Origin of the sequence: Fodinicurvata sediminis DSM 21159 (genome assembly GCF_000420625.1) — a bacterium.
GTDB classification, from domain to species: Bacteria; Pseudomonadota; Alphaproteobacteria; order Kiloniellales; family DSM-21159; genus Fodinicurvata; species Fodinicurvata sediminis.
This window is the reverse complement of record NZ_ATVH01000011.1, coordinates 155,055-167,006: the sequence shown is the minus strand read 5'-3', so window position 1 is coordinate 167,006 and position 11,952 is coordinate 155,055. Positions and strand designations below refer to the sequence as shown.

Sequence of the window (11,952 nt, the reverse complement as noted above, 5' to 3'; positions counted from 1 at the left end):
TATCCTTTCTGCCTTATAGCAGCATTGTCATGGGGTCTTCGATCAGCTTCTTGAAGGCGGCCAGGAACTCCGCCCCCACGGCACCATCGACGGCGCGGTGGTCCACGGAAAGCGTGCAGCTCATGACCGTCGCGATGGCAAGCGCACCATCCTTGACCACTGGACGCTGCTCGCCGGCGCCTATGGCCAGAATACAGCCCTGTGGCGGATTGATAACGGCATCGAAATGCTTGACCCCGTACATGCCCAGGTTGGAAATCGAGAAGGTGCCACCCTGGTATTCTTCGGGTTTCAACTTGTTGTCGCGGGCCTTCTGAGCCAATTCCTTCGCTTCGCGGGCAATGGTCGAAAGTCCCTTGCCCCCGGCATTCTTGATGATCGGCGTGATCAATCCGGCGGGTGTGGCCACCGCCATGGAAATGTCGGCATGATCATAATAGAGCATACCGGACTCGTCATAGGAGGCATTGGCCGCAGGGACCTTCTGCAAGGCCAGAGCAACCGCACGGATGACGAAGTCGTTGACCGAAATTTTCCCGTCTTCGTTCTTCTCGTTCAGCTCCTTGCGGACCTTCAGCAAGGCATCCAGTTCGCAATCTATGGTCAGGTAGAAATGCGGTACCGTCTGCTTGGATTCCGTCAAGCGGCGCGCAATCGTCTTGCGCATGCCTGAAAGCGCTTCCTGCTGGTAGGATAGGCCAAGCATGTCCGCCATTTCCTTGGCGCCCGGCCCCGCAGCTGCAGCAGGTGCTGCAGCGGTCGGTGCAGCAGCTTCCCGTGCGGGTGCAGCCTCTGCTTTCCCAGCACCGGTTTCCAGCGCCTTTTCGATATCAGCCTTGACGATCCGCCCATTGGGTCCGGAACCCTTGAGTTGCGCCAGATCAAGTCCCGACTGTTCAGCCATGCGCCGCGCCAAGGGACTGGCAAAGATCCGGCCGCCCTTATCGGCACCTTTTTCCTGATTCGTTCTCTTCTTGGAAGCGGCTTCCGGAGCCTGCTTGGCCGAACTCTGGTCATCCTCGGCTTTGGCCGTGGAGCTGTCCTTCTTCTCTTCCTTCGCCTGTTCTTCCTTGGCCGGTTCCTGTCCACCCCCCTGTTGGGCCTCCTTGACGGCACCTTCCAGGGCCGATTGATCCTCACCCTCATCCAGAAGGATGGCGATAACATCGTTTACGGCAACATTCTCTGTGCCATCCTGCACCAGGATCTTGCCCAAGGTGCCTTCATCGACGGCTTCGACCTCCATGGTCGCCTTGTCGGTCTCGATCTCGGCAAGCACATCGCCTGCCGAAACCTCATCCCCTTCCTTCTTGTGCCACTTGGCAAGCGTACCTTCCGTCATTGTCGGTGACAGCGCCGGCATCAGTATGTTCGTAGGCATTTCCTGGTCTTCCCTTCCGGCCCGTTATCAGCGATAGCACACACCCTTTGCCGCATCGAAGATAACTCCGGATTGCGGCAGGGCCAGTTTCTCGAGATTTGCAGCATAGGGCAGCGGCACGTCCGCACCTGTTACCCTGACGACAGGTGCATCCAGCCAGTCGAAGGCCTCTTCCATCATTATGGCAGCGACCTCCGAGCCCATACCCGCAACCGGCCATCCCTCTTCGGCCGACACTATGCGATTTGTCTTCTGCACGGACTTCACGATGGTTTGCGTGTCCAGAGGCCTTAACGTCCGGAGGTCAATGACTTCAGCCTCCAGCCCTTCTTCCTCCGACAAGCGCTCTGCAGCCTCCAGCGCCCGGCCGACCATGATCGAAAAGGCGACGATCGTGACATCGCTGCCTTCGCGCACCACCTTGGCCTTGCCAATCGGAACGGTCCAATCGTCGCTCTTCGGCACCTCGAAGGATTGGCCATAGAGAATTTCATTCTCCAGGAAAACGACGGGATTGGGGTCACGGATTGCGGACTTCAACAGGCCCTTGGCATCCCCGGCCGACCAGGGCGAGACCACTTTCAGTCCAGGTATGTGAGCGTACCAACTGGCATAGCACTGGGAATGCTGGGCGGCCACGCGCGATGCCGCACCGTTGGGACCTCGGAACACGACCGGGTTTTCGATCTGGCCTCCAGACATGTAGAGCGTCTTGGCTGCCGAGTTGATGATCTGGTCCATGGCCTGCATGGCAAAATTGAAAGTCATGAACTCGATGACTGGACGCATGCCATACATGGCTGCACCAACACCAAGGCCGGTGAAGCCATGCTCGGTAATCGGCGTGTCGATCACCCGTTTGGGTCCGAACTCAGCCAACAGGTTTTGGGTGACCTTGTAGGCACCTTCATACTCAGCAATTTCCTCACCGAGCAGGAAAACGCGATCATCCTGACGCATCTCCTCGGCCATGGCATCGCGCAAGGCTTCACGAACCGTCTGCTTTTCTGTTGGGCCGTCCCACTCGGGTTCCGCGGCCGGCGCCTCCTCCTTCCGGGGCTGTGCCGGTACCTTTTGGTCAGCGTCCTCATCCGAGGAATCAGGCTCCTGCGCTGCAGGCTTGTCATCCCCGCCCTTTTGCTTGTCAGCACCACCTGCTGTTGCCTGCTCAAGTGCAGACTTGTCCTCGCCCTCATCCAGCAGCAGTGCAATGACTTCATTCACTGCAACGTTATCCGTGCCTTCGGCAACAAGGATCTTGCCAAGTGTTCCTTCATCGACGGCTTCGACCTCCATGGTCGCCTTGTCGGTCTCGATTTCCGCCAGGACATCGCCGGCTGAAACCTCGTCACCTTCTTTCTTGAGCCATTTGGCCAGCTTGCCTTCCGTCATGGTCGGGGAAAGTGCTGGCATCAGAATCTCTGTGGGCATGTTATCGCTCCGGAAATGCTCTGCCGGGCCGCTGTCAGCGGCCGCGTTCCTGTTTATTCAGCCGCTACAGCTTCGATATAGACATCCGTCCAAAGCTCTGAGGGATCGGGCTCCTCACTGTTCTGGGCGAATTCGGCAGCCTCGCCGACGACCTCCTTGACCTTCTTGTCGATCTCCTTGAGGTCGGCCTCCGAAACGATCTCGTCCTGAAGCATGACCGTACGCAGCCTCTCGATGGGATCCTGCTCCGTGCGCATCCTCTGGACTTCTTCCTTGGACCGGTATTTTGCTGGATCGGACATGGAATGCCCACGATAGCGATAGGTCAGCATCTCCATTATGTAGGGGCCCTTTCCGGAGCGGACGTGTTCCAGGACCTTGTCGCTGGCTGCCTTGACGGCAAGCACATCCATTCCGTCCACCTGAACACCCGGAATGCCGTAGGCCTGTCCCCGATTGTAGAGTTCAGTGGACTTGGCTGAAGAGCGTTCGATGGAAGTTCCCATGCCGTACTTGTTGTTCTCGATCACGTAGACGACCGGAATTTTCCAGAGAGCAGCCATGTTGAAGGATTCATAGACCTGTCCCTGATTGAGGGCACCGTCGCCAAGATAGGTTACACAGACACCGTCCTCTCCAGCATAATTCATGGCAAATCCTATGCCGGTTCCGATCGGAACCTGGGCACCGACAATGCCATGTCCGCCATAGAACTTCTTGTTGCGGCTGAACATGTGCATCGAGCCGCCCTTGCCCTTGGAGTAACCGGTACGACGGCCTGTCAACTCGGCCATCACGCCCTTTGGATCCATTCCGGTCGCAAGCATGTGACCATGATCGCGGTAAGAGGTCACGACAGCGTCTTCATCGCCCTGGGCAGCCTGCATGCCAACAACCACGGCTTCCTGGCCGATGTAGAGATGACAGAAGCCTCCAATCAGGCCCATTCCGTACATCTGCCCCGCCTTTTCCTCGAAACGGCGGATCAGGAGCATCTCTTCATAGAGATTCAGCAGACTCTCCTTGCTTTCCTTCTTCGCGAGTCCGGCCTGGCGTGAAACACCGCCCTTCTGGGAGCTACGAGTCTGGGAGCTGCGAGCCGTTGTCGTTTTCTTCCGGGGAGATTTGCTCTGGGAACTCTTGCTGCTCTTGCTTCCCGAATCAGAGGAGGAAGCGGACGTCGATGTTTTACGCCCTTGTGATGCGCGGGTGGCCATTTGCGTTTCCCCTTGGTCGCCTTTTGTCAGGGTCTGTCTTTCAAGACACTTTCAAACCAAGGTAGGGCGAAAGATTGCCAGAGGCAAGTTATTCATCAAGCCATTGAAAAGTAGTTATATTATTGTTTTTAACTGGAAAACAGTTAATCAGCGTCTGTACGTGTACGCTCTTCTGGCAGGTATATGACCACTTCATCATCGCGTAAGTAGTTCAGGACGCTGCGTGCTCTTTCTTCAAGCATGTCAGGATCGAGGCTACCTGGCTTTAGCAATGAAACCTTATGCTCCCATGCCATCCGGCGATCGGCTAGATCCTGAGCGACAACTTCGGTTTCCTCAAGCTGCTGGGTGAGCTGCAGGTAGGCAAGAAGACCGCGATCGCCCTGTATCGCATGAAAAACGAAATAGGCGACAACACACGCGGCCAACACCTGAGGGGCCACCTGTCGTATCCGGTCACGAATTTCGTTTAGAACTGCCATGGAAAGATGGAATCATGCGGCGACTCGGTCGTCAAAAGGAAAATGCGTTCCTCAGCAATTTCCTCCCTAGACCTGTGACCAGAAAGACTCGAAACCTGCGGCAGTGTGTGCTGTCAGCGCAGATTCCATGCTTCGCGCTTATCAGCGGAAAACGCTTTTCCCTGGAAAGCGGGCCTGGCGTCCTAGTTCTTCCTCAATCCGGATCAGCTGATTGTATTTGGCCAAGCGGTCCGAACGAGAGAGCGACCCCGTCTTGATCTGCCCGCAATTGGTGGCAACGGCCAAGTCAGCGATAGTCGTATCTTCGGTTTCGCCCGAGCGATGCGACATGACAGCACCAAAGCCATGACGCATTGCGGTCTCTACGCAATCGAGCGTTTCCGTCAGGGTTCCAATCTGGTTGACCTTCACGAGGATCGCGTTACCAGCGCCGTCCTGTATTCCCTGCTGTAGTCGACGTGTATTCGTGACAAACAGATCGTCGCCGACCAGCTGAACCTGGCCGCCGAGTTGCTCGGTCAATAGGCGCCAGCCCTCCCAATCATCTTCAGCCATGCCGTCTTCTATGGAAGCGATTGGATAAGCTTCGACCAGTTCCTTCATGTAATCTACCATTTCCGAAGCCCCGAGGCGACGTCCCTCACCACTCAGGTTATAGCCCCCCTTCTCGAAGAACTCCGTTGCGGCACAATCCAGGGCCAGGACAACATCATCGCCGGGCTTGTACCCAGCCTGCTCGATCGAAGCAGTGATGAAATCCAGTGCTTCACGACTGGACCGGAGGCCTGGTGCAAAACCTCCTTCATCCCCGACATTCGTATTGTGTCCTGCGCGCTTCAGTGCCGCCTTGAGCGCCTGGAAGACCTCTGCGCCTATACGAACGGCTTCACGAATGCCAGCAGCGCCGACCGGGGCGATCATGAATTCCTGAAAGTCTATCGGGTTGTCGGCATGCGCGCCGCCATTGACGATGTTCATCAAGGGCAGCGGCAGGTTCGAAGCATAAGCGCCGCCAACATAGCGATAGAATGGAAGCCCGCTGTCCTGTGCGGCCGCCTTGGCTGTCGCCAAGGAAACGCCAAGAATTGCGTTGGCCCCGAGGCGGGCTTTGTTTTCGGTCCCGTCTAGCGCAATCATGGTGGCATCGATCTCGCCCTGGTTGCTGGCATCCAGGCCAGATACGGCATCGAATATCTCGTGATTGACGGCATTCACGGCATTCTGGACGCCCTTCCCGAGATAGCGTGCGCTGTCCGAGTCACGAAGCTCCACAGCCTCGTGAGCGCCCGTCGAGGCCCCAGAGGGTACGGCCGCGCGACCAAAGGCCCCCGTTTCCAGGATCACATCCACTTCGACGGTTGGAGTGCCGCGTGAATCCAGGATCTCGCGGGCATGAATATCGGTAATGGCGCTCATTATTGTCCTCTGGATAGCTTATTTCGACTGCACGACAGCAAGGCGCTGGCAGATCGCTTCAGGTCAGTTCGACCGGATTGTCCTTGGCCAGCCGGTCAAAGGCAACAAGTGTTTCCAGCAGTCCGTGAAAGTCCTTCAGGTGAACCATGTTCGGTCCGTCGCTCGGTGCATTGTCCGGATCCTGATGCACCTCCATGAAGACCGCCGAAACACCGACAGCTACTGCGGCACGGGCAAGAACGGGAACGAACTCCCGTTGCCCCCCCGAGGTTCCGCCCTGACCGCCTGGCTGCTGAACAGAATGCGTTGCATCAAAAACAATCGGGCAACCGGTCTGCGACGCCATGATCGGCAAGCCACGCATATCCGAAACAAGTGTATTGTAGCCGAAGGAAACACCGCGCTCGGTCAGGAGTACACGATCATTGCCACTGGCACGCAGTTTCTCTGCAACATTGCGCATATCCCACGGGGCAAGGAACTGCCCTTTCTTGACATTCACGGCGCAACCGGTTTCTGCGGCAGCAACGAGCAGGTCCGTCTGCCGGCAAAGAAAGGCTGGAATCTGAAGGACATCAACTGCCTCTCCGACGGGCGCGCACTGAGCGGCATCATGCACATCCGTCAGAACGGGACAGCCGAGCGTTTCCCGAACCTCTGCCAGGATAGGCAATCCCTCCGACATACCGACACCACGGTTGGATTTCAGGCTCGTACGGTTCGCTTTGTCGAAGGACGACTTGTAGATCAATCCGACACCAAGAGAATTAGTGATCTCCTTGAGCGCCTGGCTCATTTCCAGGGCATGTGCACGGCTTTCCATGGCACAGGGGCCGGCAATGACGCTCAGGGGGCGGTCATTTGCAATGTTCAGGTCGCCTATGGAAACGGTATTTGGCGCAGACATATCGCTTTGGTCCTTTCCGGCTACATGAGGCGCGATTGCTCAACAGCCGCCTTGATGAAGGATGTGAATAGCGGGTGTGGGGCAAAGGGTTTCGATTTCAGTTCAGGATGAAATTGAACGCCAATAAACCAGGGGTGGCTCGGTAGCTCGACAATTTCAGGAAGGCTTCCGTCCGGTGACAGTCCGGAGAAGACCAATCCGGTCTGCTCGAGAGCCTGCCTGTGGTAGACGTTCACTTCATAACGATGCCTGTGGCGCTCACTGATCTGCTGAACCCCATAGATGCTTTCAACCTTGCTTCCGTCCTGTAGCACGGCCGGATAGGCTCCAAGGCGCATGGTTCCACCCATATCTCCGGAAGCTGTACGCGTTTCAACTTCGTTGCCACGAAGCCATTCGGTCAGCAAACCGACAATCGCAGGATCGGCAGAACCAAATTCACTGGACCCGGCTTGGGGCATATCGGCCATGTTGCGTGCAGACTCGATAACCGCCATCTGCATGCCTAAACAGATTCCAAAATAGGGCACTTTGTGCTCACGCGCAAAGCGCACCGCCTCGATCTTGCCTTGCGTTCCACGCTCTCCAAAGCCTCCAGGAACCAGAATACCGTTCACATCCTCCAGTTCGTGAATGCGAGTCTTGTCCTCGAAAATCTCTGCATCCAGCCACTTGATCTTCACACGGACACGGTTGGCGATACCGCCATGGATCAATGCTTCATTCAGTGACTTGTAGGCATCGATAAGGCTGGTGTACTTGCCCACGACACCAATCGAGATCTCTCCGTCTGGGTGACGTACGGTATCCGTGATCTGGTCCCAGATGGACAGGTCAGGCTCCTCATCACCCAGCCCGAAGTGGCGGCAAACGACGGTGTCCATGCCTTCCTCGTGATAGGCACGCGGCACGGCATAGATGGTATCAACGTCAAGCGCCTGGATGACGGCTTCTTCGCGCAGGTTGCAGAAAAGCGCCAGCTTGCGCCGGGCATCCCAATCAATCTCATGTTCGGAACGACAAACCAGAATATCAGGCTGGATTCCCACTGCCTGCAGTTCCTTGACAGAGTGCTGGCTGGGTTTTGTTTTCAATTCACCGGCTGAAGCAATGTAGGGCACGAGCGTCAGGTGCATGTAGAGCGTGCTGGATGGCCCCAGCTCGTTGCCCAATTGTCTGATGGCTTCCAGGAACGGGAGGCTTTCAATGTCACCAACGGTTCCACCGATCTCACAAATGATGAAGTCTTCGCCCTCGATATCGCTGCGGATGAATTCCTTGATTTCATCCGTTACGTGCGGAATGACCTGAACTGTCGCTCCCAGGTAATCTCCGCGCCTCTCCTTTGCCAGGATGCGAGAGTAAATCTGGCCAGTCGTCACGTTGTCCGTTCGCCGGGAAGACACGCCCGTGAAACGCTCGTAGTGCCCAAGATCCAGGTCCGTTTCCGCACCATCATCGGTGACATAGACCTCACCATGCTGATAGGGACTCATGGTCCCAGGATCCACATTTAGATAGGGGTCGAGCTTGCGCAGCCGGACCTTGTATCCACGCGCCTGAAGCAACGCACCGAGCGAAGCTGAAGCGAGACCTTTGCCGAGGGATGAAACCACGCCGCCGGTGATGAAAATAAACCGCGTCATGGGCCTTTACTATCTTCGCAATGGCCCTTTACGGCAAGGGCATATTGATAACCACTTGCCGAGGGCACGAGTTGTTGAACTTTAGAGGATGACGCAACACACTGGTCGCGTCGAATGACAAGCTACGGCGCCCTGGCCGACACAGAACTGGAACCTACTGGATCGGAACACTCGGGTCAGAAGAACCGTCGCCACCATCATCCGCTTGTCCGGTAGCTTCGCCTTCATCTCCAGTGGCACCCTCATTCTGCAAACTTGGCGTATCGCTGTCCTCGCCGATATTGTCGAGAATGGACGTTGGCTCGGTTTGTGTACCCGCCAGAATGCTCAGAGTTATGCTGGTCGCCATGAAACAGACCGCAAGCACGGCGGTCGTGCGGCTAAGAAAGTTGGCGGACCCGCGGCCTGTCATGAAGCCGCCCATGCCGCCGCTGGCGCCACCGCCTCCACCGCCTCCAATACCCAGTCCGCCGCCTTCGCTTTTCTGAAGCAAGACGACGCCAATCAGGGCCAATACGATCAGGAGGTGTACGATCAACAGAATCTGCATCATGACGGAAAAGGGTCCATCAAATTGTGAAGCGGGTTTGGCTATGTGCGCGGGCAGCTATGTAACCTGTCAGGCCTGTGGTTTCTAGGGACAAGATGTGGCGATCGCCCAAAAATCTTCCACTTTTAGGCTCGCGCCTCCAACAAGTGCACCATCCACATTGTCCAGCGACAGCAAATCAGCTGCATTTTCCGGCTTGACGGACCCTCCGTAAAGCACGCGGACCCCTTGAGCAAGGCCAGACCCGTAACGTTCCGCCAAATGGCTGCGAATCCCTTCATGTGCATCAATGACGTCCTGAACAGCAGCAGACTTTCCGGTCCCAATCGCCCAGACCGGTTCATAGGCAATTACCAGTGATGTTGCATCTCGCCCCTTCATATCGGGCAGGCTGCCTTTCATCTGGGAGTGCAAGACATCCTGGGTCTGCCCCTGCTCCCGCTGGGAATCCGTCTCACCAATACAGACGATGGGAGTGAGCCCGGCCTGCAGAGCCGCGTTTGCCTTGGCACGCACAATGGCGTCGCTTTCTCCATGGTTCTGCCGACGTTCGGAATGCCCGACAATCACGTATCCACAGCCAACATCACTCAACATCCCGGCACTGATGTCACCTGTATGCGCGCCGGAAGTTTCCGAATGACAGTCCTGGGCGCCAAGCGCAATTCCGGTTCCTCCCAGAATGGGACGAATCTGCGACAGGAGCGTGAAGGGCGGGCATATCAACAACTCGCAGGATCGGCCTGTTTCATTTCCGAATTCCATGGCGCGAAGTCTGCGGTCGACAATACCCTCGGCCAAACGTAACCCTTCGTCGCTCAGGCCATTCATTTTCCAGTTACCAGCAATCAGCTTCTGCCTCATTGCAACTCCCATGTGTTGTCGTGTTGCCTGTCTAGCACGCAGCTCTTCCATTCACCAGAACATGGATATGATATTGCTCCGTAGCAGCACCCTTTCTAAGATGCCGCGCCATTGCCGAGACAACAGGATCGGCACCCGATCACAATACCTGGCCGTAACTGGAATCCTGATTCATGGGCAAACTGCGTGGCATCATTGCCAAGATATCTCTCTTCGTGCTCCTTGGACTTCTGATCCTGAGCTTTGCACTCTGGGGCGTGGGAGACATCTTCCGCGGACAGCAAGCCTCTGACAACGTTGCCGTTGTCGGCGAGCGCGAAATTTCCAGCAACGCCTACCGCCAAGCCTTCATGCAGGCCTACAATCGGCAAAGGCAGATCCTGGGGGAAGACTTCACGATTGATATGGCCAGGCAGATCGGACTGGACCGCCAGGTGCTGGAACAATTGATCGCAGATGAACTCTTGATTCAGCATGCAGCCAAGCTCGGTCTGGTCACCACGGACAAGCAGATACAGGAAGTGATCGTATCCACGCCGTCATTCCAGAACAGTGAGGGCGAGTTTGACCGACTGCAATTCCAGCAACTCCTGCGCAGCAACCAGATGAGTGAGGCGCAACTCGTTGCGTCATTGCGTCAGGACATTCCTGTCAATCAGATATCCTCAGCCTTGGCTGCACCACTGAGTGTTCCCCAGGCACTTAAGGAACAGATCAAACAGTATCGAGACGAGCGGCGTATCGCGGATTACATCGTCATTCCTCGCGCAAGCATGAGTGACGTTGAGGCGCCCGATGAAGAAACGCTGCGCAGTTTCTATGAAGAACGACGCGATGAATTCATGGCGCCGGAATATCGGCGGATTTCCTATATCCACCTGTCGCCTGATGTTGTGCGAGACACCATTGGTGTTGATGAAACCAGGCTGCGCGACGAGTTTGAAGCCAGGAAGGACGAGTTCAGCGTTCCGGAAGAGCGCTCCGTCGAGCAGGGTCTCTTCGATAACCAGGAGGCAGCCCGGGAAGCCTATGAAGCACTAGAGGCGGGAGGGGACTTTTCGACCGTCATTGAGGAAACCAGTGGAGATTCCCCCATCGAATTGGGGTTCGTTCGCTCGGATGACCTGCCTGACAGCCTTGCCAATGACGTCTTCGATCTTGAGGAAGGAGAGGTTACACCACCGCTTGAGAGCTCTTTTGGCTGGCACATCATTCGCGTAAACGAGATTCGCGAAGGCAACGAGCCCGAGTTCGAAGAGGTTCGCGATCAACTGCGTGAGGAAGTCATCGAATATGAGGCTGTCGAAGCGACAGTCACCCTGGCGAACGACTTGGATGACCTGCTTGCAGGAGGGGCTCCCCTGGAAGAAGCCGCTCAGGAGATGAACCTGGATGTCCAGGTTATCGAAGCCGTTGATTCCGAAGGACGCAACCGGGAAGGCGAAACTATCGAGAACCTGCCTGATCGCGAAAACTTTCTTTCGGAAGCTTTCAGCCTCTCCGAGGGCCAGGAAAGCCTGTTGATCGAAACCTCCTCGGGGGACAGTTATTTTGTCCTGCAGGTCGATGCTGTTGAAGACCCTGCTCCCCGCCCCTTCGAGGAAGTTGCCAATGAGATTGAAGGCCTATGGATTCGTGAGCAGCGCGAGGACCAGGCCTATGCGCTTGCAGAAGAGTTGGAATCACAGGCCGCAGCAGGTGAGTCGCTTGAGGACCTTGCAGTAGAAAACGATCTGGAAGTACAGGAAACCACAGCCCTGCTGCGCTCCGATGATGGCCCCTCACGCGATCTTGTTTCACAGCTCTTCTCGCTTGCTGAGGGAGAGATTACCCTCAGCCAGGGATCGCGAGGTCCCATCGTTGCCCGTTTGAAAGAAATTGTTCCGGCTGCAGCCGAAAACGCGAATGAAGAGGACGGTGTAGAGCTTGAGACCGAATTGCAGCAGGGACTGGGCAATGACCTTGAGACGCTTTTCCGCCGTGGCCTGGAGAATGAGTATGAGGTCACGATAAACGAAGACCGCCTACAGCGTGCCATCCCATCCTATTGATTCGTGA

10 protein-coding genes are annotated in these 11,952 nt (G+C 56.3%); 1 reads left to right on the top strand and 9 read right to left on the bottom strand.

The window, feature by feature from the left end; translation table 11 throughout:
• Positions 1-13: 13 nt before the first annotated feature.
• The 9 genes from G502_RS0102035 to tpiA form a co-directional block, all read right to left on the bottom strand.
• The gene (locus G502_RS0102035) at positions 14-1,381 is read right to left on the bottom strand and encodes a pyruvate dehydrogenase complex dihydrolipoamide acetyltransferase (RefSeq protein WP_022726992.1); all 1,368 of its coding nucleotides are present in this window, start codon (positions 1,379-1,381) and stop codon (positions 14-16) included.
• Between the two features lie 27 nt (positions 1,382-1,408).
• Positions 1,409-2,812 carry a pyruvate dehydrogenase complex E1 component subunit beta gene (locus G502_RS0102030; protein ID WP_022726991.1) on the bottom strand — a complete coding sequence of 468 codons (1,404 nt, stop codon included), beginning with the start codon at positions 2,810-2,812 and terminating at the stop codon, positions 1,409-1,411.
• Positions 2,813-2,865: 53 nt separating this feature from the next.
• On the bottom strand, positions 2,866-4,029 hold the full coding sequence (gene pdhA, locus G502_RS18230) for a pyruvate dehydrogenase (acetyl-transferring) E1 component subunit alpha (protein ID WP_022726990.1): 1,164 nt from the start codon (positions 4,027-4,029) through the stop codon (positions 2,866-2,868).
• 143 nt (positions 4,030-4,172) lie between these two features.
• Positions 4,173-4,511 (bottom strand): FtsB family cell division protein, encoded by a 339-nt coding sequence (locus G502_RS0102020; RefSeq protein ID WP_022726989.1) that lies wholly within the window; start codon positions 4,509-4,511, stop codon positions 4,173-4,175.
• Positions 4,512-4,652: 141 nt separating this feature from the next.
• Entirely contained in the window at positions 4,653-5,927 is a 1,275-nt protein-coding gene (gene eno / locus G502_RS0102015) for a phosphopyruvate hydratase (RefSeq protein ID WP_022726988.1), read from the bottom strand.
• 58 nt (positions 5,928-5,985) lie between these two features.
• Complete coding sequence (kdsA, locus tag G502_RS0102010) at positions 5,986-6,834, bottom strand: 3-deoxy-8-phosphooctulonate synthase (protein ID WP_022726987.1); 849 nt, start codon at positions 6,832-6,834, stop codon at positions 5,986-5,988.
• Positions 6,835-6,854: 20 nt separating this feature from the next.
• Positions 6,855-8,480 carry a CTP synthase gene (pyrG, locus tag G502_RS0102005; protein ID WP_022726986.1) on the bottom strand — a complete coding sequence of 542 codons (1,626 nt, stop codon included), beginning with the start codon at positions 8,478-8,480 and terminating at the stop codon, positions 6,855-6,857.
• Positions 8,481-8,634: 154 nt separating this feature from the next.
• Positions 8,635-9,033 (bottom strand): preprotein translocase subunit SecG, encoded by a 399-nt coding sequence (gene secG / locus G502_RS22800; protein ID WP_022726985.1) that lies wholly within the window; start codon positions 9,031-9,033, stop codon positions 8,635-8,637.
• An 81-nt stretch (positions 9,034-9,114) separates the two neighbouring features.
• Entirely contained in the window at positions 9,115-9,945 is an 831-nt protein-coding gene (tpiA, locus tag G502_RS0101995) for a triose-phosphate isomerase (RefSeq protein ID WP_322098836.1), read from the bottom strand.
• A gap of 122 nt (positions 9,946-10,067) precedes the next feature.
• Between tpiA and G502_RS0101990 the strand changes: the two genes are divergently transcribed.
• Positions 10,068-11,945, top strand: a complete 1,878-nt coding sequence (locus tag G502_RS0101990) for a peptidyl-prolyl cis-trans isomerase (protein WP_022726983.1) — start codon at positions 10,068-10,070, stop codon at positions 11,943-11,945.
• The last annotated feature ends 7 nt before the right edge of the window (positions 11,946-11,952 follow it).

Excerpts from the sequence above, each read along its gene's own strand:
- G502_RS0102035 (WP_022726992.1), bottom strand. The coding sequence starts at position 1,381 with ATGCCTACGAACATACTGATGCCGGCGCTGTCACCGACAATGACGGAA.
- G502_RS0102030 (WP_022726991.1), bottom strand. The coding sequence starts at position 2,812 with ATGCCCACAGAGATTCTGATGCCAGCACTTTCCCCGACCATGACGGAA.
- pdhA (WP_022726990.1), bottom strand. The coding sequence starts at position 4,029 with ATGGCCACCCGCGCATCACAAGGGCGTAAAACATCGACGTCCGCTTCC.
- G502_RS0102020 (WP_022726989.1), bottom strand. The coding sequence starts at position 4,511 with ATGGCAGTTCTAAACGAAATTCGTGACCGGATACGACAGGTGGCCCCT.
- eno (WP_022726988.1), bottom strand. The coding sequence starts at position 5,927 with ATGAGCGCCATTACCGATATTCATGCCCGCGAGATCCTGGATTCACGC.
- kdsA (WP_022726987.1), bottom strand. The coding sequence starts at position 6,834 with ATGTCTGCGCCAAATACCGTTTCCATAGGCGACCTGAACATTGCAAAT.
- pyrG (WP_022726986.1), bottom strand. The coding sequence starts at position 8,480 with ATGACGCGGTTTATTTTCATCACCGGCGGCGTGGTTTCATCCCTCGGC.
- secG (WP_022726985.1), bottom strand. The coding sequence starts at position 9,033 with ATGATGCAGATTCTGTTGATCGTACACCTCCTGATCGTATTGGCCCTG.
- tpiA (WP_322098836.1), bottom strand. The coding sequence starts at position 9,945 with ATGGAAGAGCTGCGTGCTAGACAGGCAACACGACAACACATGGGAGTT.
- G502_RS0101990 (WP_022726983.1), top strand. The coding sequence starts at position 10,068 with ATGGGCAAACTGCGTGGCATCATTGCCAAGATATCTCTCTTCGTGCTC.